A 25,489-nucleotide genomic window follows, 5' to 3' on the forward strand; every position below is an offset into this window, starting at 1 on the left:
TGGGTAGCGAATGAAAAAAGGATTGGTACTTCTTCTCATTGTATTGATTTTAACTGCTTGTGGACAACAAAAAAAGGATGAACCAAACAAGGAGGTATCCGGTCAAATGGGAGAAAAAACGGTTGTGCTCACAGTAGACCCCGTCCAGAAAGGTTCTTCGGTTCAATTTAACATGTCACTGAAAAATGAATCAGATCGAGATATTGAATTTACCTTCAACACAAGCCAGAAATTTGAGCTCAGTGTGTATGACGAAAACGGAAATGAACAATACCGCTATTCAAAAGACCGTATGTTCACACAGGCCATCCAATCATTTGTGCTAAAGAAAGGCGAAGCCTATGATTTTCAAGATACGTGGTCAAATGGTGTTAAGCCGGGAACGTATGAAGCGGTCGTCACATTTAAAGGAAAAGCAGAAGGGCTGAAGCAAATCACGGAAAAGAAAACGTTCCAAGTGAAATAAGTGCTTTCAGCTTCATGAGAAACAGAAAAAGCTGTCCAGTGATGGACAGCTTCAGATTGTTGACAAAGGGCTAAAATGATCTTTATTTTAGCCCTTTGTCTCCTTTTTCAGCGTGATAGAAAATCTTTGAATTCTAGGAAGGCCGAGTACTGGCGCGGAGCGAATTTGACATTCGTGAGCACCAGCACGCAGGACTGACACCGAATGCGAGGGTTTGTCTACACGCTGAGCTGTCCAGTGATGGACAGCTTCTTTTATGTTAGAGATCATCGAGCAAGTCTTGGAAGGTATGCAGCTGGTTTCTTTCTGCATCTGTTGAATTGGCAAATGCAGAAGATACGGCATTTTTGGCTCGTTTGACCGCCTCTTGACGCTCTAACCCAGATGAAAATGAAGAAGTAAGAGCTTCTTCCGTAAATGATTTGGCTTGATCAAAAAGTTCGTTTCTCACAATGAACCTCCAGAAGCATCAGTTTTCATATTTCCCCTGTCCTCCGCAGCTTCTTCAAGCGTAGAACGATAAGGAAAACGAGCATCATGCAGACTGACTGAATCTTTACCTTGTTGTATAAAGCGTTTCGATTTGCTTCTTTTACCCATTCGGAATCCGCCCCTTTACACAAGCTGACAGGACAACCTGTCTAAAGGTAGTATGCCCGCTTCCATCTGATATGTATGAATGGAAAAATTAAAGCGAGAAGTAATTCGTTAGAAACTTTGCAATCCCATCTTGTTCATTCGTATCTGTCACTTCATTTGAGACGCGTTTCACTGCATCGATCCCGTTGCCCATTGCAACGCCGCATCCGGCAAATTCAAGCATTTCTAAATCATTGTCTTCATCTCCGAATGCAACAATCCGCTCCTGTGGAACGCCGTAATAATCACTAATCTTTTGCAGTCCAACGGCCTTGTTCATACCTGTTTTAATGATCTCAATCACGTGCCACGGAGCAGCCCATCGCCTATGATCAATCACTTCTGCATGAACATCTGATAAATAACTTCGAATAGCTCCGACATCCTTTTCTTTGGCGTGAATCAACACGCTCGTCACATTCTCTCCAAGGTTGTCCCGAAGGTCTCCAACAGTGACTTTATTGGCATTCATATTAAATATATCAATGAGCTTCTCATCATGATAATGGAAATACAAATCGTCTAACACTTCAGCTAGCACGTTGTGCACTTTATACTCTTCACTAATGTCTACAAGCTGTTTAACGACTTGAAGATCAAGTGACGTATGAAATCTGCCCCATTTTTCATCAAGAGGATGATGGACAAACGCTCCATTAAAATTCACAATGGGTGAATCAAGCTGTAATTGCTGATAATAAGGAGAGCTGGAACGAAATGGCCGGCCGGTTGAAATGCAGACATGATGCCCGCTGTCTTTCACTTTTTGAATGACGTCAAGTGTGTGTGTAGAGATGGTTTTATCATCTTTTAATAACGTGCCATCCAGGTCAAGTGCGATTAGGTAAGGTTTAGTCTCCATAAAATCTCCTTTGATCTGTAAGTGATAGGAGGCAGTTCGTACGGCGCCTCTATCTATAGTGTATCTTTATCACATCTTTGTTGTCTACATGTTAAAATAAACAAAGACGGGAATGATAAAGGAGGATTCATAGGCTGTGATCACCATTGATGAGCAAATTACGCGCGATATTCCATTTTTACATATCGTAAAAGCTGAAAATAAAGACAAACCGCTCCCGCTTGTATTTTTTATACACGGATTTACAAGTGCACGCGAGCACAACTTACACTTCGCCTTTCATTTGGCGGAAAAAGGCATGAGAGTGATTTTGCCTGACTGTGCTTATCATGGTGTAAGATCAGAAAACCTCAGCTTAGAGGAACTGGCGTCAAGGTTCTGGGAAATTGTCCTGAACGAAATACGTGAAATCGATATACTCAAAACATACTTTCAAGAAAAACAATTGATTGAAGCCGATCTGATCGGTGTTGCAGGTACTTCCATGGGCGGCATCACAACCTTTGGTGCACTCGCCAAGCATGATTGGATTAAAGCAGCAGTTAGCCTGATGGGCAGTCCGAAATATACGACATTCCTACAAGCACAAATCATGGACATGCGGCACAAAGGGTTGATGAAAGACATTACAGACGAAGAGGTTCATCAGCAATTAGACGCCCTGCGTCCTTATGATTTAACGCTGCAAACAGATCGATTAAACAAAAGGCCGCTGTTATTCTGGCATGCAGAAAACGATCCAGTTGTACCTTACAGGCATGCAAAAGCTCTTTATGACGAGTTAGCAGCAACCCAATATAAAGAAGATCCGCACCTGATACGTTTTATTACAGATGGACAGGCTGGCCATAAGGTCTCAAGACAAGCAATGTTTGAAACGATTGACTGGTTTGTGACACATCTGAAAAGCACAAACGTTTAGTCAAAAGAAAAAGTGCGTTATACTAATGGAAAAGGAGTGGATATCATGGATGAAGCATTGAAAGAAAATATTTTAGGCGCCCTAGAACAGGTGATTGACCCTGAGCTAAATGTCGACATCGTCAACCTTGGACTTGTCTATGATGTCGATCTTGATGAGAATGGAAAAGCGGATATCACGATGACCTTAACATCTATGGGATGTCCCCTTGCACCAGTGATCGTGGATGAAGTGAAAAAAGCATTAAGTGATCTTCCAGAAGTGAAAGAAACAGAAGTTCACATCGTATGGAATCCGCCTTGGACACGAGACAAAATGTCAAGATACGCAAAAATTGCACTCGGTATTCAATAAGCACTAATAAAAATGCCTGGTATGAGTTGACCTCATGCCAGGTTTTTTTATGAAAAATTAAGACGGAGGAAGAGAATAATTTGATATAATGGGTGTAATTTCATAGAACGGAGTACCTATAAATGAAACGAAAATGGTTATGGATCGTTCTTTTGGTCGTATATGTTGCTGCATTTTTTGCATCAATGACGATACGCGAAAGTCAAGCAAACAAAAAACAGGATATTGAGGCTTTTACAGATGTCAGTCATCTCATGCCTGTCAAAATAAAAAAAGTCATTCAAGGAAAAGAAATAGACACGTTAAAAGAAGTATTAAAAGAAGCGAAAGCAAAAAACTTGCCGATATCCATTGCAGGGAAACAGCATAGCATGGGTGGCCACACGTATTATGAAAATGGCATCGTGCTCGATATGACGGAATTCCGCCAGATTTTAGCATTTGATGAAAAAAAGAAAACGATTCGGGTCCAAAGTGGTGTGACATGGGATGATATACAAAAATATGTGAACCCATATGGTCTTGCTGTGAAGGTGATGCAATCGCAAAATATCTTTACAATTGGCGGTTCCCTCAGTGCAAACGCACATGGACGTGACATTCGTTACGGCTCACTCATTGACACAGTTCGTTCCTTCAGGCTGTTAAAAGCAGATGGTGAGATTGTCACAGTGAAGCCGGGCGATGATTTGTTCACTGCGGTCATTGGAGGATACGGTTTATTCGGTGTCATTTTAGATGTTGAGCTTTCTTTAACAAAAGATGAACTATATAAAATGGAGACAACCTCTCTAGATTACGATGAGTATACGGATTATTTTCAAAAGCATGTGAAACAAAATAAAGAAGTACGCATGCATCTTGCCAGAATCTCAACAGCGAAAACCAACTTTTTGAAAGAGATGTATGTAACGAATTATTCCCTCACTTCACAACAAGAGATTGAATCATATCAAGAGCTGAAAGAGGATCAACTTGTCATGCCACTCAAATTTATGCTTGGTCTTTCAAGAAGATTTGATATGGGGAAAGATCTGCTCTGGAATTTGCAAAAGAAGTATTTCCAAAGTCAAAATGATCAGCTGATTACAAGAAACAATGTGATGCGCTCAGATTCTGCTTTTTTAGATTATGAAAATGAGTCAGACACAGATGTGCTTCAGGAATATTTCGTACCAGTTGACCGCTTTCGTGCGTACATTGATGACCTGAGAAGCTATTTACAACAGGAAGAATTGAATTTAATGAACATCACAATACGCTACGTACAAAAAAATGAAAAAGCGGATCTCTCATATGCAAAAGAAGATATGTTTGCCCTTGTTCTTTTAGTGAATTATGGTTTTGAGAAAGAAGAGAAGGCAGAAGCAGAGCGGATCATCCGGCAAATGACAGATATCACGCTTCGGCACCATGGAAGCTATTACTTACCATACATGCCTTATCAAACGAAGGCACAAATGAAGCGGGCCTATCCTAAAACCGATGTATTCTTCCAAAAGAAAAAGCAAGCAGATCCAGAAAGTAGATTTATCAATTACTTTTATGAAAGGTACAATACACAATGAATGCAAAAGCAATGAAATGGTTCGTCTACTCACAAAGCCTGCTGTTTTTCGCCAGCAGTTTGATTTTCCCTTTTTACATTCTTTTTATTAAAAATGTTGGTTCAAGCTATTCACAGTTTGGTCTTGCTTATGGCCTGTTTGGTTTAAGCGGAGCGTTTATTCATTTACTCTTAGGGAAACTACCAGAGACCACTGACAGGCGTCTTTTTTTAATCATTCATTCGTTCGGAATGGCATTTCTTTTATTGCTATTTCCTCATATCACAGAAGTCGAGCAAGTGTATATGATTCAGCTTGCACTTGGTGCGCTAGGCGGCTTTCAAAAGCACGGGGAAAAACTGCTTGTCACGGAGCTGACAACAGAGAATAAAAGAATGAAAGAGGTCGGCCGCTATCATTTTTGGACAGCCCTTTTTTCATCGATAGCGATTATGCTTGGCGGCCTGTTTGCAGATTTCTTCACGGTGTATTTCATTTTTTATGCAAGCTCCATATTATATTTATGCAGTGCCCTTATCGTCATCATGATGAAATACGAAAGATAAATCCGCATGTCTCAAGAAGATATGTGGATTTTTTTATGAAAAAAAATGAAAAGAAATATTAAATATACAATTGAATTAATTTTTATACATGTTATAATGTTAAATAATTTCACAAAGATCAAGAGGGTGTATTGACGTTGAAAATAGGTATTATAGGTGCTACGGGATACGGTGGTGCGGAATTAGTTCGTATCTTCAAGCAACATCCACATGTGGAGGAATGTATATTGTATTCATCAAGTGGTGATGGTCAATTATACAGTCAATCTTATCCACATCTAACAACGATTACTGATCAAACATTAAAAGCCATTGATCCTGCTGCCATTGTGCGAGAAACAGATGCTGTGTTTTTAGCGACACCAGCAGGCGTATCAAGTGAACTTACACCGAAGCTCATGAACCAAGGAGTGCCTATCATTGATTTATCAGGTGATCTGCGTATTCAAGACGGTGCAACCTATGAAGCTTGGTATAAACGAAGGGCAGCTGATCAATCATCGGTTCAACAAGCTGTGTATGGGTTATCGGAATTGAATCGTGAAACGATTGAGCACGCTGAAGTCATTGCAAACCCAGGGTGCTTCCCTACCGCAGTTCTTCTCGGTTTAGCACCGCTGATGAAACAGAATCTAATCGATGAATCTATGATCATCATTGATGCAAAAACAGGAGTGTCCGGTGCAGGACGATCTGCCTCACTTGGAACGCATTTTTCAGAGCTAAACGACAACTTCAAAATTTATAAGGTAAATGAACATCAACATACACCTGAAATAGAGCAAATATTAAGAGAATGGAATCCGCAAACGGCGAACATCACATTTTCAACGCACCTTGTCCCGATGACAAGGGGGATTATGGCGACGATGTATACTCAGCTGAAATCAGATATCACAAAAGAGGAATTGATGAAGCATATGAAAGGCTTTTATGAAGATTCCTATTTTGTCAGAGTGAGAGATCACGGAGTATATCCGCAAACAAGGGAAGTATACGGCAGTAATTTCTGTGACATTGGCTTTCATTTAGATGAACGTACAGGCAGACTCACGATTGTGTCTGTGATCGACAATCTCATGAAAGGCGCAGCCGGCCAAGCGGTTCAAAACTTCAACATCATCAAAGGCTTAGATGAAGAGGCGGGCCTCACAATGACACCTCTCTATCCATAAGAACAGGGGAGACTACAAACATGATCGAATTGAATGAAAAAAGCATTGTTAAAATAGACGGTGATGTATCCTCACCAAAAGGCTTTGAAGCAAAGGGGATTCATATTGGATTACGGTATTCAAAAAAAGACCTTGGACTGATTGTCAGTGAAGTGCCGGCAGCGAGTGCAGCGGTATACACACAAAGCCACTTTCAAGCTGCGCCTCTCCAAGTCACTCAGAAAAGCTTAAAAAAGACAGGGCAATTAAAAGGTGTCATTGTCAATAGTGCTATCGCCAATGCATGTACCGGTGAGCAAGGATTGAAAGATGCATACGAAATGCAGGCAGCCTGCGCAGATATGTTAGGGATAGAACCTGATTACATTGCTGTTTCTTCTACTGGTGTCATTGGAGAGTGTCTGGATATGGATAAAATCAAAAAAGGCATCACTCAGCTGAAAGAAGCAAAAGCAGGAAAAGGTCATTTTGAAGAGGCCATCTTAACGACAGACACAGTCATTAAAAACACAACATACACCCTGACGATAAACGGCAAAGAGATTCTCATTTCAGGTGCAGCGAAGGGCTCTGGCATGATTCATCCGAACATGGCAACAATGCTTGGCTTCGTGACAACGGATGCAAATGTCGAACAAGAAGCTCTGCAAAACGCACTGCGTGATATTACTGATGTGACCTTTAATCAAATTACCGTCGACGGAGAAACATCGACAAACGATATGGTACTCGTGATGGCAAATGGTATGGCAGAAAATGAAGTTCTAAGTGAAGAGCATCCAGAATGGCCATTGTTCAAAGAAGGATTAAAGCTAGCTTGCGAGGATCTTGCTAAAGAGATTGCAAGAGACGGAGAAGGTGCAACGAAATTAATTGAAGCGCAAGTTGCTGGTGCTAAAAATCATTTAGAAGCTGGTATCATAGCGAAGAAAATTGTCGGTTCAAGTCTAGTGAAAACAGCCGTATACGGTACTGACGCCAACTGGGGACGGATCATCGGAGCGATTGGCCATAGCGCAGCGTCCGTCACACCGCAAGAGGTAGAAGTGTATTTAGGGGGGCAATGTCTGTTTAAACATAATGAACCACAGCCTTTCTCAGAAGAGGAAGCAAAAGCGTATCTAGAACAGGATGAGATCAAAATTTTGATTCAAATGAATGAAGGGAATGGTGAAGCAGCGGCATGGGGCTGTGATCTTACTTATGATTATGTGAAAATTAACGCGAGCTATCGCACATGATGAAGGAGATAGACATGGATAAAACGATCGTATTCAAGTGTGGAGGCAGTGTCATTCGAGAACTTTCAGATACCTTTTATGAAAATGTCCGCTCCCTTCAAGCTGCTGGATTTAAGCTGGCTATCGTCCATGGTGGAGGTCCTGAAATCACGAACATGCTGCAAAAATTAGAAGTGAAAACAGAATTTGTTGACGGACATCGCAAAACAACAAAGCCAGTATTAGAGGTAGCCGAAATGGTCCTTTCAGGCACGGTCAATAAATACTTTGTATCAGAGCTCGCAAAGCATGACATCTCATCTGTCGGCGTGTCTGGCAAAGATGGTCAGATGCTTGTCGCTGATTTTCTTGATCAAGACGTGTACGGATACGTTGGTGAAATTAAAGAAGTGCATCCAGAGATGGCAGAAGCATTAATGGAAAAACAATTTATTCCTGTGATTGCACCGCTATCTATGACAGAAGAATGTCAAACGTTAAACGTAAACGCTGATTTAGCAGCATCAGCTGTCGCAGGAGCGATGAAAGCTGATAAGCTCATGTTTGTGACAGATGTGGAAGGCATTTTAAAAAATGGTGAATTATTAGATGTCGTCACCGAACAAGAAGCTCTCACGCTCATTGAAGAAGGCATTATTTCCGGGGGAATGATTCCAAAAGTACAATCCGCTTTGAGTGCTCTATCAGGAGATGTGGATGAAGTCATGATCGTGAATGGCAAAGGCAGTATCTTTACAGGGGAAACCTTTAAAGGAACAAGAATTGTGAAGGAAAAGGAGGCGGTCCTGTGAGTCATCTCTTTCAAACATATGGACGGTGGAATGTTGAAATTAAAGAGGCAGTAGGTTCTTGGGCAGTCGATACAAATGGGAAAAAATATTTAGACTTTATCCAAGGCATAGCAGTCACGAATCTCGGTCACAATCACCCAAAGGTCAATCAAGCCATCAAGAAACAGCTTGATCACGTCTGGCATGTATCGAATCTATTTGAAAATGGACTGCAAGAAAAAGTAGCAGAAAAACTGGCTGCAAACAGTTCAGGGGATCTCGTGTTTTTCTGTAATAGCGGAGCTGAGGCAAATGAAGGTGCGATCAAATTAGCACGTAAAGCAACAGGAAAAACAAATATCGTGACATTTTTGCACTCTTTTCATGGGCGCACGTATGCTGGTATGGCTGCTACAGGTCAAGATAAAATTAAAACGGGTTTTGGTCCTATGCTGGAAGGCTTTCATTATGTACCGTTCAATGATCCAGAAGCGATTGCCGCATGTGAAGTCGATGATGTGGCAGCGGTGATGCTCGAAGTTGTGCAGGGGGAAGGTGGCGTCAATCCAGCGACAATAGAATTTCTAGACGCTGTTCAAGCATTTTGCCAAAAGCATGAAGCACTGCTGATCGTAGATGAGATTCAAACGGGTATGGGACGTACAGGAACAGCATTTGCATACGAACAGACGGGACTTGATCCTGATATTATCTCTTCTGCAAAAGGATTAGGAAATGGCTTCCCAGTTGGTGCAGTCATCGGGAAAAAGGCATTAGGAGACGCATTCTCACCAGGTTCACACGGAACAACTTTCGGTGGTAACATGCTTGCCATGGCCGCAGTGAATGCAACACTCGATGTCATTTTCAAAGATGAGTTTCTGACAGAAGTGAAAGAAAAAGGCGCTTATCTACTAGAAAAGCTGCAAGATCTGAAACAACTGAATATCGTAAAAGAAGTACGCGGAAAAGGATTGATGGCAGGGATTGAATGTCATCAGCCAGTCGGGGATTATATCACAGCCCTAAGAGAACAAGGGTTGCTAGTACTTCCTGCTGGTCCGAATGTGATTCGGTTATTGCCTCCACTGAATGTAGAAACAGCAGAAATAGATCAAGCGATAGATACGCTTACTCAGGTTTTAGCAAATAAAACAGTAACGGTATAAATTTTTTTACACCAAAACGCATAAAAATGCATTTATATTACTAATTATTCAATTTGGGGTGACACAAGCATGAAAGGTTATTTAAATTTAGAAGATGGAGCCTCTTTTGAAGGAGATCTGACAGGAGAATCTGGCATGACAGGTGAAGTGGTTTTCTTTACAGGGATGACAGGTTACCAAGAGGTACTCACAGACCCTTCCTATAAGGGGCAAATCATTGTTTTCACATATCCACTCATCGGAAATTACGGCATTAATCATGAAGACTTTGAGAGCAAAAAACCACAAGTGAAAGCTGTCGTTGTGTATGAAGCAGCCGATCATTTCTCTCACCATCTTGCAGCGGTTAGCTTAAAAGATTATTTACAGAAGTGGAACATTCCGCTTCTGACACATACAGATACACGTGCAGTCGTGCAAAACATTCGGGCAAATGGGACGATGAACGCTGTGATCAGTGTAGACGAAAACGAAACACCGCCTGCCATGAAACAAGACAATGTAGTTGCACAGGTTACAGAGGACGAAATCTACACTCAAGGCAGCGGCGAGGAACATGTAGCACTTATTGATTTTGGCTTTAAAAAATCAATAGCAGATTCGCTTGAAGCGCGCGGCTGTAAAGTAACCGTTATTCCGTACAAACAGCTGGAAAAGGTGTTTGAAATGAAGCCAGATGCGGTTTTGCTATCAAATGGTCCTGGAGATCCCAAAACAATGAAGCCTTATTTAAAAACCATTCATGAGATCATGATGACTTTCCCGACACTTGGGATCTGCTTGGGTCATCAGTTAATCGCTCTTGCACTTGGCGGGGATACGTATAAACTTCCATTTGGCCATCGCGGGGCGAATCACCCTGTACAAGATACAGAATCCAAACGTGTTTTCATGACGAGTCAGAATCACAGCTATGTGGTGAATGAAAAAAGCATGAATGACAAAGAAGTGGACGTGAAATTCCTTCATGTCAATGATGGATCTGTCGAAGGATTCATTCATAAAGAGAAGCTCATTATGTCAGTTCAATTTCATCCAGAAGCACACCCAGGGCCTGCTGAAAGTGAATGGGTATTCGATGATTTTATTGAGAAAGTGAAACAAGCAAGGAGAGAAGTCGCACATGCCTAAAGATCAAAGCATACAAACCATTCTAGTCATCGGGTCTGGTCCAATCATCATTGGTCAGGCAGCAGAATTTGATTACTCAGGAACACAAGGATGTATGGCCCTAAAAGAAGAGGGCTACAAAGTGATTTTAGTGAATAACAATCCAGCAACCATTATGACAGACGAATCATTTGCTGATGAAATCTATTTTGAACCGCTTTCAGTTGATTCAGTGACAAGAATCATCGAAAAGGAAAAACCAGATGGTCTTTTAGCCAACCTTGGTGGACAGACCGCTTTAAACCTTGCTGTCGAGCTAGAAAAAGCCGGTGTGCTGAAAAAGCACGGGGTAACCCTGCTCGGAACGTCAGTTGAAACAATTGAAAACGGTGAAGATCGAGAGAAATTCCGTGCTCTCATGAAACAGTTGAACGAACCTGTGCCAGATAGTGAAATTGTGGATAATGCACAGGATGCCCTTCAATTTGCAAAAGAAGTAGGCTTCCCAGTCATCCTAAGACCTGCCTACACACTTGGCGGTAAGGGCGGCGGAATCGCTTTAACAGAAGAAGCATTTAAACCGCTTATTGAAGGAGCTCTTTTAGCGAGCCCAATTCATCAGTGTTTAGTTGAAAAAAGCATCGCAGGCTTTAAAGAAGTCGAATATGAGGTCATGAGAGACCGTCAAAATACGTGTATTACGGTTTGCAATATGGAAAATATTGATCCAGTTGGCGTGCATACAGGAGACTCGATTGTCGTTGCCCCTTCGCAAACATTAACGGATCAGGATTATCAAATGCTTCGTTCAGCGAGCCTGAAAATCATTTCAGCACTGGATGTAGTCGGGGGATGTAATATCCAATTCGCCCTTGATCCACTCAGTAAAGAATACTTTGTTATTGAGGTAAATCCGCGGGTTAGTCGTTCGTCCGCTCTTGCTTCAAAAGCAACGGGCTATCCGATTGCTAAAATGGCAGCAAAGCTTGCGGTAGGCTATACACTAGACGAACTCAAAAACCCGCTCACAGGCACAACTTATGCTAGTTTTGAGCCGGCCCTCGATTATGTCGTCGTGAAATTCCCGCGCTGGCCGTTTGATAAATTTAAACAGGCAGATCGTCAATTAGGTACAAAAATGAAGGCGACTGGCGAAGTCATGGCGATTGACCGTAATTTAGAGTCAGCCATCCAAAAAGCCGTTGCCTCCCTTGAAATTAAAACAAAGGGCTTCCACCTGCCAGAATTGAAAGATCAATCGACTGAACAACTGTTTGAGCTAGTCAAAACACCAGACGATCGACGTTTCTTCGCTGTCATGGAGCTACTTTCAAGACAGGAAACAGTTGAAGCGATCCATCAAGCGACGAAAATCGATCGATTCTTCTTACATGTGTTCAACAATATGATTACTCTCGAACAGGAATTGAAGAACCATGAGGGAACGCTCTCCAAGGACACCTTGAAAAAGGTAAAGGAAAAGGGCTTCCTTGATGAAACGATTGCTCTTCTAACAGGCAATAGTGAAGAAGCGATTAGGCAGCTTCGTCAAGAATATGGCATTACGGCTTCATTTAAAATTGTCGACACATGTGCAGCGGAATTTGATGCAAAAACGAACTATTTCTATTCCACATACTTTGGCAAAAGTGATGGAGAGCATCAAGAGAAAACAAAACAGCGTGCACTCATCATTGGCTCTGGTCCAATTCGAATTGGGCAAGGAGTCGAGTTTGACTATAGTGCGGTGCATTGCGTTCTTACCCTGCAAAAGCTTGGTTTTGAAACGATCATGATGAACAACAATCCAGAGACGGTCAGTACGGATTATGAAATTGCCGATCGTTTATATTTTGAGCCTATTACATTAGAGCACATCTTAAACGTTGTGGAAGCAGAGCAAATTGATTTTGTCATCGTTCAATTTGGCGGACAGACTGCGATCAATGTAGCAGAAGGCTTGGAAAAAGCGGGCATTACGTTGTTAGGTACATCCTTTGACACGCTAGATGCGCTGGAAGATCGTGATTTGTTCTATCAGCTTCTTGATGAACTGAACCTTCCTCATGCAAAAGGAGATACAGCTCATTCAAAAGAAGAAGCGCTCACGCATGCTAAAAGCATCGGTTACCCTGTGTTAATTCGCCCATCGTATGTCATTGGTGGAATGGGAATGATGGTTGTCCAGTCAGAATCGCATTTGACGTCACTACTTGATCAGCCAGATCATTTGCCATACCCCATTTTAATTGATGAGTATGTCACTGGAAAAGAAGTTGAAGTGGATCTAATTTCTGACGGAAAAACGACCTTCATCCCAACGATCGTGGAGCATATTGAGAAAGCGGGCGTCCATTCAGGTGACAGTTTTGCCATCTTGCCAAGTGTCTCTATCAGTGAAGACATCAAACAGCAGGTGCATATTGCGTCTGAACAAATAGCGAAGAAATTAGCATTTAAGGGCATTATGAATATCCAATTTGTGATCAAAGGGGATCAGGCGCTTGTACTAGAAGTGAATCCGCGGGCAAGCCGGACCGTTCCAGTTGTCAGCAAAGTAATGGGCATTGACATGATTCCGCTTGCGACTCAATTATTAGCGGGTGCGACGCTTGACGAACTGAAGCCTGTAACGAAAAACAAAGGGGGAACAGCGGTCAAATTCCCAGTCTTCTCATCACATGCCATTCAGGATATTGACTTAAAGCTGACACCTGAGATGAAAGCGACAGGAGAAGGAATGTGTGTAGGCAAGAACGCCGAAAGCGCCTTGAAAAAAGTGTTTGCGTCGATCTGGCATCAGAAAGGTAGCTTATTTATAAAAGGCAATGAACAATTGGTAGATGAAGCAAAACATGCAGGCTTTGACGTCTGGACGGATAGCTTTGACACTTGGCTGCAAAACGAAGATAAAACCCTTCATATCCATTTAGGCGAAGATGAAGAGGCAAAAGAGCAACGCGTAAAAGCACTCACACATGGGGTCCAGGTCCTTACCGAATATGAAACAGTTCAAGCATTCCTGCAAGGGAAAAATGGAGATGTATCACCAGTATCGCTCCAAGAATTATACAAAAAGGAAGTGACGGCATGAGTCAAGTTGACCTGCAACCGACATTATACGGAAAAGACTTTTTATCATTAAAAGATTTCTCAATCAATGACATTGCTTATTTAATTGAAAAAGCAGAAGAAATGAAACAAAACCCATACCAAGATTTATTCAAAGGGAAAACGTTAGCGATGATTTTTGAAAAATCGTCAACGAGAACCCGTGTATCATTTGAAGCGGGAATGACGCAGCTGGGGGGACATGCGCTTTTCCTCAGCTCAAATGATTTGCAAATCGGCAGAGGAGAAACAATCAGTGATACAGCGCAGGTGCTATCTGGCTATGTAGACGGCATTATGATTCGAACCTTTGAACATGAGAAGGTCGAGGAGCTGGCACAATATGCATCCATTCCTGTCATCAACGGACTGACTGACTACTCCCATCCATGCCAGGCACTTGCAGATTTATTGACGATAAAAGAAGCAAAAGGAACATTAAAAGGAATCAAAGTCGCTTACATCGGTGACGGAAATAATGTAGCTCACTCCTTGATGGTTGGCTGTGCACAGTTAGGCTGTGATATTGCAGTTGCATCACCAAAGGGCTATGAACCACTTCAAGAAGTAACAGACACAGCACATGAGTTTGCAAAACAATCAGGCGCAGAAGTCATCGTGACGACAGACCCTATTGCTGCTGTCCAAAATGCAGATGTCATTTATTCCGATGTATTTACAAGTATGGGGCAGGAAGCAGAAACAGAGAAACGCCTTGCTGAATTTAAAGAATATCAAGTCAATGATGAACTAATGCATCATGCAGCAAAAGATTATATTTTCCTTCATTGTCTCCCAGCACACCGCGGAGAAGAAGTGACAGCAGACATTATTGACGGACCGCACTCAAAAGTATTTCAACAGGCAGAAAACCGCCTGCATGTACAAAAAGCATTAATCAAAGAGCTCATGTATCAACCATCTAAATAAATCAAAAAGTCCCTGACTCATATGAGCAGGGACTTTTTGCATAAAGGATTGGAGAGGCAAGTCACGGGACATAATAACATCAATGAGAAAGGAGGATGAAAATGGGTCAGCAGCATCAGTTTAAATCAGGGAATAAAGCACCAAATAATGGTGTGTACGTCGAGATCGGTGAAACCGGCAGTATGGTGAAAGATCCTTTAAAGATTAAGCTTCAAGCAGGCGATGTCTTTCCGGATAACTCGAACCATAACCGTGTTTGGACCTATCAGAGAAAGCCATAAGCAATTGACTAAGAGTCGGTTGGAATAAGTCTTTAGAGGCATGTGTCATGCCTCTTTTTTCTTTATAATAAAAAACAATTAAGTTCAAATTTTCAAATAAATAGTATGAATAAAAGAGTATTTAAGGTAAAATATGTAAATAAGATTAAATTGTTGAAAGGATTTGTGTGATGGAAAAGACGAATCTCAGTGATAGTGTTTGGAATAAACGCTTCACCTCATTATTCATATCAAGACTCATCAAAAACACAGGAGAAAGTTTTGCTTTTACATCCGTCCTTTGGCTATTGATTTTGAGAGGGGATGGAGCGCTCGGTACAGGACTTCTCCTAGCAGTAACCGTACTTCCTTCATCTTTGCTAGCCCCTATACTAGGACCTCTTATGAAAAAGCACCATTTGTCTAAATGGATGTTCGCTTCAGATGTCGTTCGAGCAACCATTGTACTCATTATTCCGCTACTGCATTTTTCGCATCTATTGCCATTATGGTTATTGATCTCATTAATGGTTATTCAATCGGCAACAGGTGCAGCGTATAACCCAGCCTCGGTGGCGATTTTACCGCAGATTGTACCGAAGCATCTCATTCAAAAAGCAAATGCCATTCTGCAATCTTCTTTTGAAATTGTCGCACTTGCAGCAGTCATGGTGGCTGGTCTCTTGGTCAAATTAATCGGACCTGCAGATACTCTGCTCATCACCACTGCCTTATTTATCATATCTGGCCTGTTTATTATCGGTGTTAAATTAAAGAAAACCGATGAAGGCAAAGCAGCAGACATTAAACAAGCAAAGAATACATATTTGTATAACTTAAAAAGAGGGTTTCTCGTCGTCAAAAATCATCACATTTTATTTGCGTTGACGTTGTATTGTATTTTAATGAATGTCGCCGCAGCTCCGTGGCAGGCACTTTCTGCTGTATATGTAGCAGAAGCATTGCAAAGCGATTCCATGGTGTATTCCATTTTAAGAGGTGTTGCTGCAGTCGGCGCGTTTATGATGGGCTTTGCTCTAGCGAAAGTGAAAATTAAGAGATTTGGTTTGTTCTTTATTGTCGCTGGTATGATTGAAGGAGCTGCATTCTTTATCACAGGGATGAGTACATGGCTGCCGGTTGTTCTACTTGCTTCCTTTATATTCGGTGCCGCCGTTAGTGCGATCAATGTACCGGAAATGGTCATTATTCAAACGTCTGTCGACCAAGATGATCAACCGCAAGTATACGCGGTGATCAATGCTTCATCAAATGTTTTCCTCCCGCTTGCAGCTGTCGTATCAGGTGTCCTGGCAGAAAGATTTGGAGCGGGGCCTGTCATTGCTGGCGGTGGGGTCCTTGAAATTTTATCAGGTATCGCGATCTTCCTGTTTACAGGGCTTGCGAAAAGCCATTTGACAGTAGACAAACAGAAGTCCGAAACCGTCGAGGTGTAATCAAAAAAACCCCCTGTGGCTGCAGGGGGTTTTAGCGTACCGCTTTTCAAGCAAAAAGAAAAAGAGCTAAAATCAAGATCATTTTAGCTCTTTCTCACATCCATCTCTTACGTATTAAGAGTGTTTTGTTGAACTTTCCGTTTCTTTCATTGGACTTACTTCAGCAAAGATGAATAAAATAACCGTAAACACCACTGCAAGAATAGAAGTCAAAGTAAAGTCATAAGCAGCACCATTCATCGAAGCAACGATGTAACCAGCCATATGTGTCAGCAGAAAAGTCCAAATGAGGGTGATAATATAATGCATAATCCCACCGTCCTTTATGTAACAATCTATTGATTATCATACCATAGATACGAGTGAGGGGAAAAGACTGTTTTAGCCTTTATGTGACCATTTTTAGACCTTCTGCTATAAAAATAAAAAGAATTCTTCTGTCATTAGGGGATTTCCTTATTCCTACAAGAGTTGTTGTTCATATCATAGAAAGCAGAATCACTGAAAGGAGGCTGGCCATATGGGTGTAAGCGAACGGTTTTTCCAGCTTGGTTCCCAGTGGAACGTCATTCACCTTCCTCAAAAACCAAATGGCTTTGGCATTCTTATCCTCGGTGACCGAAATCACTTTGTGCAGGAAAATACATCATTCTGGCTTCAGCACTATGGAAGAAACCAGCTTTTAACTGCCTTAAAGGATGAAGGATATACATTGTTTAATAGTCATCTTCATGGGAATCACTGGGGATGCGAAGATGCTGTTTTTAGTACAAAGCAGCTCGTTCATCACACATTAAAACAAGAAATACTCAACCGGGAAATTCATGTGCTGGCAGAGGGGATGGGTGCACTCGTTGCTATGAGCCTTGCTGAAGAGATGCCAGAAGTGCTAAGATCCATTGCACTGGTGAATCCATGTCTGCATCTCCATGCACAACGAGAAAGAGAAAAGGAGCACAAATTCTTTTATAAACAGCTCATCAAAGAATTAGCGAAGAGCTACGACTGCTCCGAAAAGGAAGCGGAAACGTATCCGCTCCCAGCTTGCCCTGTTCATTCTGCTCATGTGCCGATTCACATATGGCAAAGACTAAACGGTGCACCTTATGCATATGAACTGCATGCAAAGCCTTTTATTGATCAGCACATGAAGAATCCAGAGCATTGTCAGATCGATCTCACCTTGCATATGTTTGATCATCCGAGAAGAATCTTTCAATCCATTCACAAGTTTTATAAATCGCATGAAAGAGAATTGTGATGAATAGGATGATAACAGCCCTTCATGGAAAGGGCTCTTCTTTTTATTCGATAAGCTAAAAAAGGGGACATGAACATGGAGACAGGATTGATCATAGGGGCAGATGAATTTTTTGGCCTAGCGCTGTGTGAATATATGATGAAAGAGGGCATGCAAGTGGATATCACATGTCCTCATGGGCAAACAGAAGAGCAAAAGAGGTTATTAGAAGAACGAATGATGTGGCTCGGCAGAAATGATCTTTTCCGTGTTATTGACCTTCAGGATGGGAAAGACACGTATGATCTGATCTTTATTCAATCAGAAGAACCAGATAAAAGGCAGGAAGGCTTGAAAGCGGCGCATGGCATGTACCGCGTTCTTTATGAAAAAACTGAAGATAAATCATCCAATCAGAATGTGCCAGTAGTTATTCTTCCTCGCATGTTTGGACCATGGACACTTGATGAAGAAAGAACGAAGCATGAAGAAGCATTTTTTGTAGAAGATGTCGCAAGGGATTTGTTCAAGTGGGTATCAGGCGCTGAACAAAGACAGGAAATAACACATGAATTGAAGGTAGAGAGACAAACAGATGACAAAGAAGCAGAAGAAATGATAGCAGAATGGAAAAGACAAAACTCAACATTTTTCGACAAAAAGCAAGAATGATCTTCCATCTTATCTTTTTTCAGTATAAAATAAACCTATATTTAACATACAGGTTCATGCCTGCATGTGGCAAAGGGAGTTGAACATGGCATGAAGTATCAGCGGCTTGTCATGATCTTTTCGTTCCTTCTCCTATTATCTGCCTGCTCACAGGCACCTTTAAAAGGACAGATTGAGAAGGTGGGTTTACTCGTCCCCGATACAATTAATGATCAAGTTTGGGGAACGAAAGGTTATAAAGGCTTATTAAATATTCAATCGACATTTGGTGTAGATGTTTATTATAAGGAAGGAATGGTCGACAAAGAGAAAATCGTTGATGCCATTGAAGAATTTCACAAAAAAGGAGTCAATTTGATTATTGGCCATGGCAGTGAATACAGCGAAATTTTCAATATCATTAGTGAAGATTATCCGAAAACGCAATTTATCACGGTAAATGGAAACAAGCCCCAGGCGGATAATGTTGCGAATGTGACATTTAAAGGTGAAGCGATGGGCTTTTTTGGAGGCATGACAGCAGCACATATGTCAAAATCAAAAAAGATTGGTATTCTTGCTACATATGATTGGCAAAGCGAAGTAGATGGCTTTATCAAAGGTGCAAAGTATCAAGATGAACATGTACAAGTGCTTGCCGAGTTTGTCGAAAACTGGGATGATGCGGACAAAGCCGTGGAGCTCTATCAAAAATTGAAAAAACAGGGCGTAGATGTTGTATATCCAGCAGGTGATGGTTATAATATCCCTGTCATTGAACAAATCAAAGCCGATAATTTATCAGCGATCGGATATGTCACCGATCAATCCAACCTTGGTAGTCATACCGTCTTAACAAGCACTGTTCAGCATGTGGATAAAGCGTACAGTATTATTGCGAAGAAATTTAATGAAGGCAAGCTAAATGAACAAGGTGAGTACTCCTTTGACTTTAAAGAAGGAGTGATCGAAATGGGGAAATTTAGTTCTACCATTGACCGTGCTTTTTTGAAAGACATTGAGAGTGATATTGCGACTTACAAAAAAACGGGCAAACTGCCAAATGAAAAGTGAGGATATGACGATGCAGCACGAAAAATCGATGGAATTTTTACAAATTGCCATGAAGTATTTTCCGCAGGCAAAAGAAGAATTAGATAAAGCTGGTATTCAGCTTGAGCCTGAGGCTCTTCAGCCGCTTTTATCATTGTTTACATCTGTCATGCAAGAGGCATATGAGCTTGGAAAAGCAGATGCAGAAACAGAAAAAGCCACAGAATAGTGGCTTTTTTTTATGATAATTTTTTCTTGAAGGCACTAATCATAGGACCAACATCTTTAAACACAGGCTTCAGCTCATCGATGGAGTTCATAATGTTGCCAATTTGATTCATGACATGCATGTAGTCTATGGAGTCTTCACTTGAAGTTGTCTCCACGCGTTCCTCCTTTGTTTCTGTCTTGCTTTTCTCCTTTTCAAGCGGCTGACCAAACATCATCGCTGAAAAAATATCTTTTTGTGCCATATCAAATGCTCCTTTCTACTACTGGTATATCAATAATCTATGAAAGAAGTGAGAGGAAAGGTTAGACGTTTGTATTGCCAAGGAGAAAAAAATAAGGTAAAATTAGTACCAGATACTAATATAAGATCACAATATCACATGCTCGTATGAGTAAAAGGAGTCTTATTCAATGAATGCTGGAATTATTGGCCTTGGCCGCTATATACCTGAAAAAGTGTTAACAAATCTTGATTTAGAAAAAATGGTTGAAACTTCTGACGAATGGATTCGTACTAGAACAGGTATAGAAGAAAGAAGAATTGCTTCTGATGATGTTAATACATCACATATGGCGCTTGCTGCTGCAAAAAAAGCATTAGCTGACGCAAATGTAGCTGCAGAAGATATCGATATGATTCTTGTGGCGACAGTCACGCCAGATCAAGCATTTCCGACAGTCGCTTGTATGATTCAAGAGCAGCTCGGTGCACATAAAGCATGTGCAATGGATATTAGCGCTGCGTGTGCTGGCTTTATGTATGGGCTTGTTACTGGAAAACAATTTATCGAATCAGGTACGTTCAAGCACGTGCTCGTCGTTGGCGTTGAAAAACTTTCTCGCATTACCGACTGGGATGACCGCAATACTGCTGTTCTGTTTGGAGATGGAGCAGGGGCTGCTGTGTTAGGAGAGGTCAGCGAAGGGAAAGGAATTCTCTCATTTGAGCTTGGAGCCGATGGAAGAGGCGGTAAGCACTTGTACTTAGATGAAAAAGATCATACAATCATGAATGGACGAGAAGTATTTAAATTTGCTGTAAGACAAATGGGCGAGTCAAGCGTAAACGTTATCGAAAAAGCTGGACTATCAAAAGAAGACGTTGACTTCTTGATCCCGCATCAAGCAAACATTCGCATTATGGAAGCAGCCCGCGAACGCCTAGAGCTGCCAGTTGAAAAAATGTCGAAGACAGTCCATAAATATGGAAACACATCAGCAGCATCCATTCCAATTTCACTATGTGAAGAAATCGAAGCCGGAAAAATTCATGACGGCGATGTGATTGTAATGGTAGGTTTTGGTGGCGGATTAACGTGGGGCGCAATCGCTATGCGATGGGGCCGATAAAAGAGTGAGGTGCACAAATTAATGGATAAAAAACGAGTAGTTGTTACAGGATTGGGTGCTTTGACACCTCTTGGCAACGATGTAGAATCAACATGGAAAAATGCTTTAGCAGGTGTATCAGGAGTTGGACCAATCACACGTGTCGACTCAAGTGAATATACAGCAAAAGTGGCTGCAGAATTAAAAGATTTTAACATTGAAGATTACATGGAGAAAAAAGAAGCACGAAAAATGGCACGCTTCACGCAATATGCTGTCGTTGCTGCTCAAAAGGCGCTAGAAGATTCACGTCTTGAAATCACAGATGAAATCGCACCGCGTGTTGGTGTATGGGTTGGGTCTGGTATTGGCGGACTTGAAACATTTGAAGAGCAGTTTGAGGTGTATTCAAATAAAGGAGCAAGACGCGTTAGCCCGTTCTTCGTTCCAATGATGATTCCAGATATGGCAACAGGCCAAATTTCCATTGCACTTGGCGCAAAAGGGGTTAACTCTTGTACTGTAACAGCATGTGCAACAGGTACAAACTCAATTGGTGATGCATTTAAAGTCATTCAGCGCGGAGATGCAGATGCGATGATCACAGGCGGAACAGAAGCGCCGTTAACAAAAATGTCGTTTGCTGGCTTCTGTGCGAACAAAGCTCTTTCGACAAATCCTGATCCAGAGACAGCAAGCCGTCCATTTGACAAAAACCGTGACGGATTTGTTATGGGTGAAGGTGCAGGGATTGTCGTCCTTGAAGAACTTGAGCATGCATTAAAACGTGGCGCGACGATTTATGCAGAAATCGTTGGATACGGATCAACTGGAGATGCGTATCATATTACAGCACCGGCTCCAAACGGAGAAGGCGGCGTCCGCGCAATGAAAGAAGCAATTCGAGATGCTGGTTTGTCTGTGGAAGAAATTGATTATATCAATGCCCACGGAACAAGCACACCGTACAATGATAAATTTGAAACAATGGCGATTAAAGAAGTGTTCGGAGAGCATGCAAATCAGCTTGCGATCAGTTCGACAAAATCGATGACAGGTCACTTACTTGGCGCAGCAGGCGGAGTAGAAGCTATTTTCTCTGTACTTGCGATTAAAGACAGCGTCATTCCTCCAACCATTAACCTTGAAACACCGGATGAAGAATGTGATCTTGATTATGTGGCAAATGAAGCACGTTCAAAAGAAGTACAAGTGGCTCTAAGTAACTCACTTGGCTTTGGCGGACATAATGCGACAATTATCTTTAAAAAATACGAAGCATAATATTTCCTAAGAAGGCGGCGATCTATAAACAGATCGCCGCTTTTTTGCATATGATGAAAATGGAGGTGTTTAGCAGTATGGGTCTAGTCAATACACAATATCTCATTCATCAATCTTCATCATTTCAGGAGCTTGCGTCGCGCTTTGTTCCTTATTTTAAAGGGGCGGAGGAAAAAGAATGGTCCTCTATTCTCTCCCACCTGCAGCATCACGGCATGATTCGGTCTTTTACATCATGCAAAGACATGATCGACCAGCTCAAAGAAACAGGGTACTTCCAGCTCGTCATGAAAGAATACAGGGCGCTACAAAAGCAGTGGAAAGGCCCTGACATTCCAGTCTTTATTTTGCCAGTCAATGAGAGCAGCAGAGAAATTAGAGAGCAATTTTATTATCAATCTGGCATGGCATTTGACGACAAGGTCTTTCTGTTTTTGTCGCCAAATACCCCGAAAGAACGCATCGGTACATTGCTGACTCATGAATATCACCATGTATGCAGGTTACATTTTCTCACGAAAGAAGAAAAAGATTTTACATTCCTTGATACAATCATGATGGAGGGGCTCGCTGAATATGCTGTGTATCATAGATACGGAGAAAGCTATACAGCCAAATGGACCACTCTCTATGACGAATCGCAGCTTCAGCGTATGTATCAGAAATGGGTATCCAGTCATCTTGATCAAAAAGTGCAGGACGACGAAAGACTGATACGGAACCTCCTTTATGGAAAAGGGAACTACCCCAAAATGCTTGGTTACGCCACTGGGTATTATATTGTGAAAAAGTATTTCAATGAGCACAGAATCAGCGAGGAGTCTATGATTGCAGAGCCGTCCGAAACTTTTTTAAAGGCGATAGACTCATAAAGTGAATGATTCACATAAAAAGAGACATATTACAAATTTACTAAATTCTTCTTGATTTCGTCATAACAATGTAATAATATACAAATATAAATTTTGATAATTCTTTTTATTCAAAAAAGGCGCAATTTTTAGATCGATCTTGATTGATTGATGGTGAAAGGGGCGAATACATGACCACCCTGCTTGAAGTGCAGAACTTAAAAACCTATTTTTTTCGAAAAAAAGAAGCGATACCTGCTGTAGACGGCGTTGATTTCAGCATCAACAGAGGAGAAACTGTCGCATTAGTCGGTGAGTCTGGATCTGGTAAAAGCATTACGTCCTTATCCATTATGGGCTTGATTAACGGCACTGGTGGAAAAATTATGGACGGTTCCATCAAGCTTGATGGCAAGGATCTCGTTACATATGGTGAAAAGGAATTATGCAGCATTCGTGGTAATGACGTATCAATGATCTTTCAGGAGCCCATGACCTCACTTAATCCCGTCCTAACCATCGGTGAACAAATAACAGAAATCCTCATCTATCACAAAAAACTTTCAAAAAAAGAAGCGACGAAAAAAGCGATTGATCTACTGAAGCTTGTTGGTTTTTCCAGACCGGAACAAATCATCAAAGATTATCCGCACCGTTTATCAGGCGGCATGCGGCAAAGAGTGATGATTGCCATTGCGCTAAGCTGTGATCCGAAGCTTCTCATTGCAGATGAGCCGACAACTGCCCTAGATGTTACGATTCAAGCCCAGGTGCTCACATTGATGAAAGATCTATGCACGACATTTGGTACATCGATTCTCCTCATTACGCATGATCTAGGTGTCGTGTCTGAAGTGGCAGATCGAGTCATTGTCATGTACTGCGGACAGGTTGTTGAAAATGGGACTGTCGAAGAATTATTTGATCAGCCGCTTCATCCTTATACAGAAGGGCTGCTTGAATCGATTCCTGTCATTGACGGAGACATACAGCCGCTAACAGCGATAAGAGGGAATGTCCCTGCACCAGATCAGCTTCCAGCCGGCTGCCGCTTTGCTCCTAGATGCCCGCAAGTGAAGGAGCGATGCCTAGGAGAGCTACCTAAGCTGAGGACTTTTGAAAATGGCAGAAGCGTCAGATGCTTCTTATATGAGGAGGCAGCCCAAACATGACCCTTGCTCAAAATCAACCACATGCAACAGATCTAATAGAGAAAGAAACCATTCTTGAACTGAGACAGGTTAAAAAATATTTTCCGATTAAAGCAGGCGTCTTTCAGAAGAAAGTCGGTGCAGTCAAAGCTGTTGACGGCATAGATTTGAAGATTTATAAAGGTGAAACGTTAGGGATAGTGGGGGAATCAGGATGCGGTAAATCAACATTAGGCCGGACCATGATTCGTTTATATGAACCAACTGACGGTCAAATCCTTTTTAAAGGGCAAGATATCTCCCGCGTATCAGAATCAAAGCTAAGACAATCAACACGAAAAAACATTCAAATGGTTTTTCAAGATCCCTTTGCATCACTCAACCCTAGAAAAACACTTCGAAGCATCATCAAAGAACCCTACAAAACACATCACTTATATTCCTTAAAAGAAAGAAATGAAAAAGTAGAACAGCTTTTATCAAAGGTGGGCCTTCATCCAAGCTTTGCAAATCGCTATCCCCATGAATTTTCTGGCGGACAGAGGCAGCGAATTGGCATTGCTCGTGCGCTTGCTATGAATCCCGAAATGATCATTGCAGACGAGCCGGTATCAGCACTTGATGTATCCATTCAGGCGCAGGTGATTAATCTAATGGAGGAGCTTCAGGAGGAATTTGACCTGACCTATCTATTTATCTCTCACGACTTAAGTGTGGTTAGGCACATTAGTGATCGAGTCGGCGTGATGTATCTCGGCAAAATGATGGAGCTTGCCGATAAGCATAGCCTATACGATGAACCGCTCCACCCATATACACAGGCACTGCTTTCTTCAGTCCCAGTTACCCGTAAAAAGGGGCAGATCAAAAGAGAACGGATCATGCTTCAAGGCGATTTACCAAGTCCTGCAAATCCGCCAAAAGGGTGCGTATTTCACACAAGATGTCCGCATGCGAAACAAATCTGTCAAGAAGAAATACCAGCATTTCAAGAATTAAAACCAAACCACTTCGTTGCCTGTCACCTTTACGACGCTTAATCGGCTTGCATGATTTCATCTTTGAGAGGGGGGATGAAGCGGCATCTGTCGTCATTTTTAAAAAAGGATAGGGGGAATTG

At 41.7% G+C, this 25,489-nt stretch carries 28 protein-coding genes; 23 read left to right on the forward strand and 5 right to left on the reverse strand.

Annotation, left to right across the window (positions count from 1 at the left end; all coding sequences use genetic code 11):
- Positions 1-10: 10 nt before the first annotated feature.
- Positions 11-466 carry a BsuPI-related putative proteinase inhibitor gene (locus MHI35_RS05330; RefSeq protein ID WP_041815389.1) on the forward strand — a complete coding sequence of 152 codons (456 nt, stop codon included), beginning with the start codon at positions 11-13 and terminating at the stop codon, positions 464-466.
- A gap of 259 nt (positions 467-725) precedes the next feature.
- On the opposite strand, the gene MHI35_RS05335 is transcribed toward MHI35_RS05330, so the two are convergent.
- From MHI35_RS05335 to MHI35_RS05345, 3 genes are all read right to left on the reverse strand, one after another.
- Complete coding sequence (locus tag MHI35_RS05335) at positions 726-917, reverse strand: DUF3813 domain-containing protein (RefSeq protein ID WP_012009534.1); 192 nt, start codon at positions 915-917, stop codon at positions 726-728.
- On the reverse strand, positions 914-1,066 hold the full coding sequence (locus MHI35_RS05340) for a hypothetical protein (RefSeq protein WP_008348539.1): 153 nt from the start codon (positions 1,064-1,066) through the stop codon (positions 914-916). The genes MHI35_RS05335 and MHI35_RS05340 overlap by 4 nt, the downstream gene beginning before the upstream one ends.
- An 88-nt stretch (positions 1,067-1,154) precedes the next feature.
- Complete coding sequence (locus MHI35_RS05345) at positions 1,155-1,967, reverse strand: Cof-type HAD-IIB family hydrolase (protein ID WP_335348894.1); 813 nt, start codon at positions 1,965-1,967, stop codon at positions 1,155-1,157.
- Positions 1,968-2,103: 136 nt separating this feature from the next.
- Between MHI35_RS05345 and MHI35_RS05350 the strand changes: the two genes are divergently transcribed.
- From MHI35_RS05350 to MHI35_RS05410, 13 genes are all read left to right on the forward strand, one after another.
- A complete protein-coding gene (locus MHI35_RS05350; RefSeq protein WP_335348893.1) occupies positions 2,104-2,889 on the forward strand; it encodes an alpha/beta fold hydrolase in 786 nt (261 codons plus the stop codon).
- Positions 2,890-2,934: 45 nt separating this feature from the next.
- Positions 2,935-3,243, forward strand: a complete 309-nt coding sequence (locus MHI35_RS05355) for a metal-sulfur cluster assembly factor (RefSeq protein WP_003211530.1) — start codon at positions 2,935-2,937, stop codon at positions 3,241-3,243.
- A 122-nt stretch (positions 3,244-3,365) separates the two neighbouring features.
- A complete protein-coding gene (locus MHI35_RS05360) occupies positions 3,366-4,811 on the forward strand; it encodes an FAD-binding oxidoreductase (protein WP_144522740.1) in 1,446 nt (481 codons plus the stop codon).
- Complete coding sequence (locus MHI35_RS05365) at positions 4,808-5,356, forward strand: MFS transporter (protein ID WP_012009539.1); 549 nt, start codon at positions 4,808-4,810, stop codon at positions 5,354-5,356. The genes MHI35_RS05360 and MHI35_RS05365 overlap by 4 nt, the downstream gene beginning before the upstream one ends.
- Before the next feature lie 137 nt (positions 5,357-5,493).
- Positions 5,494-6,531: an N-acetyl-gamma-glutamyl-phosphate reductase gene (argC, locus tag MHI35_RS05370; protein WP_335348892.1), complete on the forward strand. Its 1,038-nt coding sequence runs from the start codon at positions 5,494-5,496 to the stop codon at positions 6,529-6,531.
- Between the two features lie 20 nt (positions 6,532-6,551).
- Positions 6,552-7,772, forward strand: a complete 1,221-nt coding sequence (argJ, locus tag MHI35_RS05375) for a bifunctional ornithine acetyltransferase/N-acetylglutamate synthase (protein WP_335348891.1) — start codon at positions 6,552-6,554, stop codon at positions 7,770-7,772.
- Between the two features lie 14 nt (positions 7,773-7,786).
- A complete protein-coding gene (gene argB / locus MHI35_RS05380; protein WP_335348890.1) occupies positions 7,787-8,563 on the forward strand; it encodes an acetylglutamate kinase in 777 nt (258 codons plus the stop codon).
- Positions 8,560-9,711 (forward strand): acetylornithine transaminase, encoded by a 1,152-nt coding sequence (locus MHI35_RS05385; RefSeq protein ID WP_335348889.1) that lies wholly within the window; start codon positions 8,560-8,562, stop codon positions 9,709-9,711. Before argB ends, MHI35_RS05385 begins: the two co-directional genes overlap by 4 nt.
- A gap of 69 nt (positions 9,712-9,780) precedes the next feature.
- Positions 9,781-10,842 (forward strand): carbamoyl phosphate synthase small subunit, encoded by a 1,062-nt coding sequence (locus MHI35_RS05390; protein WP_335348888.1) that lies wholly within the window; start codon positions 9,781-9,783, stop codon positions 10,840-10,842.
- Positions 10,835-13,915, forward strand: a complete 3,081-nt coding sequence (locus tag MHI35_RS05395) for a carbamoyl phosphate synthase large subunit (protein ID WP_335348887.1) — start codon at positions 10,835-10,837, stop codon at positions 13,913-13,915. The genes MHI35_RS05390 and MHI35_RS05395 overlap by 8 nt, the downstream gene beginning before the upstream one ends.
- Entirely contained in the window at positions 13,912-14,862 is a 951-nt protein-coding gene (gene argF, locus MHI35_RS05400; protein ID WP_211063175.1) for an ornithine carbamoyltransferase, read from the forward strand. Before MHI35_RS05395 ends, argF begins: the two co-directional genes overlap by 4 nt.
- A gap of 101 nt (positions 14,863-14,963) precedes the next feature.
- Complete coding sequence (locus MHI35_RS05405; RefSeq protein WP_003211282.1) at positions 14,964-15,143, forward strand: YjzC family protein; 180 nt, start codon at positions 14,964-14,966, stop codon at positions 15,141-15,143.
- 170 nt (positions 15,144-15,313) lie between these two features.
- The gene (locus MHI35_RS05410) at positions 15,314-16,579 is read left to right on the forward strand and encodes an MFS transporter (RefSeq protein ID WP_335348886.1); all 1,266 of its coding nucleotides are present in this window, start codon (positions 15,314-15,316) and stop codon (positions 16,577-16,579) included.
- 114 nt (positions 16,580-16,693) lie between these two features.
- Here MHI35_RS05410 and MHI35_RS05415 read toward each other — a convergent pair whose 3' ends face one another.
- Positions 16,694-16,888: a YjzD family protein gene (locus MHI35_RS05415; RefSeq protein WP_003211779.1), complete on the reverse strand. Its 195-nt coding sequence runs from the start codon at positions 16,886-16,888 to the stop codon at positions 16,694-16,696.
- A gap of 211 nt (positions 16,889-17,099) precedes the next feature.
- On the opposite strand from MHI35_RS05415, the gene MHI35_RS05420 reads away from it, so the two are divergent.
- The 4 genes from MHI35_RS05420 (at position 17,100) to MHI35_RS05435 (ending at position 19,752) form a co-directional block, all read left to right on the forward strand.
- A complete protein-coding gene (locus MHI35_RS05420) occupies positions 17,100-17,840 on the forward strand; it encodes a hypothetical protein (RefSeq protein ID WP_211063173.1) in 741 nt (246 codons plus the stop codon).
- A gap of 75 nt (positions 17,841-17,915) precedes the next feature.
- Positions 17,916-18,491 (forward strand): nad binding enzyme, encoded by a 576-nt coding sequence (locus MHI35_RS05425; protein WP_211063172.1) that lies wholly within the window; start codon positions 17,916-17,918, stop codon positions 18,489-18,491.
- A 90-nt stretch (positions 18,492-18,581) separates the two neighbouring features.
- Complete coding sequence (locus MHI35_RS05430) at positions 18,582-19,544, forward strand: BMP family ABC transporter substrate-binding protein (protein ID WP_211063171.1); 963 nt, start codon at positions 18,582-18,584, stop codon at positions 19,542-19,544.
- Positions 19,545-19,554: 10 nt separating this feature from the next.
- Entirely contained in the window at positions 19,555-19,752 is a 198-nt protein-coding gene (locus MHI35_RS05435; protein WP_144522752.1) for a ComZ family protein, read from the forward strand.
- A 10-nt stretch (positions 19,753-19,762) separates the two neighbouring features.
- On the opposite strand, the gene MHI35_RS05440 is transcribed toward MHI35_RS05435, so the two are convergent.
- Positions 19,763-19,996 (reverse strand): hypothetical protein, encoded by a 234-nt coding sequence (locus tag MHI35_RS05440; RefSeq protein ID WP_012009551.1) that lies wholly within the window; start codon positions 19,994-19,996, stop codon positions 19,763-19,765.
- Positions 19,997-20,165: 169 nt separating this feature from the next.
- Between MHI35_RS05440 and MHI35_RS05445 the strand changes: the two genes are divergently transcribed.
- The 5 genes from MHI35_RS05445 to MHI35_RS05465 all read left to right on the forward strand — a co-directional run bounded on the left by MHI35_RS05445 (position 20,166) and on the right by MHI35_RS05465 (position 25,409).
- On the forward strand, positions 20,166-21,104 hold the full coding sequence (locus tag MHI35_RS05445) for a beta-ketoacyl-ACP synthase III (RefSeq protein WP_106041570.1): 939 nt from the start codon (positions 20,166-20,168) through the stop codon (positions 21,102-21,104).
- Between the two features lie 21 nt (positions 21,105-21,125).
- Positions 21,126-22,367, forward strand: a complete 1,242-nt coding sequence (gene fabF / locus MHI35_RS05450) for a beta-ketoacyl-ACP synthase II (RefSeq protein WP_012009553.1) — start codon at positions 21,126-21,128, stop codon at positions 22,365-22,367.
- 77 nt (positions 22,368-22,444) lie between these two features.
- Complete coding sequence (locus tag MHI35_RS05455) at positions 22,445-23,239, forward strand: DUF2268 domain-containing protein (RefSeq protein ID WP_144522753.1); 795 nt, start codon at positions 22,445-22,447, stop codon at positions 23,237-23,239.
- 170 nt (positions 23,240-23,409) lie between these two features.
- Positions 23,410-24,390 carry an ABC transporter ATP-binding protein gene (locus MHI35_RS05460; protein WP_211063170.1) on the forward strand — a complete coding sequence of 327 codons (981 nt, stop codon included), beginning with the start codon at positions 23,410-23,412 and terminating at the stop codon, positions 24,388-24,390.
- Positions 24,387-25,409: an ABC transporter ATP-binding protein gene (locus tag MHI35_RS05465; RefSeq protein WP_335348885.1), complete on the forward strand. Its 1,023-nt coding sequence runs from the start codon at positions 24,387-24,389 to the stop codon at positions 25,407-25,409. Before MHI35_RS05460 ends, MHI35_RS05465 begins: the two co-directional genes overlap by 4 nt.
- The last annotated feature ends 80 nt before the right edge of the window (positions 25,410-25,489 follow it).

The organism is Bacillus sp. FSL K6-3459 (assembly GCF_038003305.1).
Taxonomy (GTDB): Bacteria; Bacillota; Bacilli; order Bacillales; family Bacillaceae; genus Bacillus; species Bacillus pumilus_O.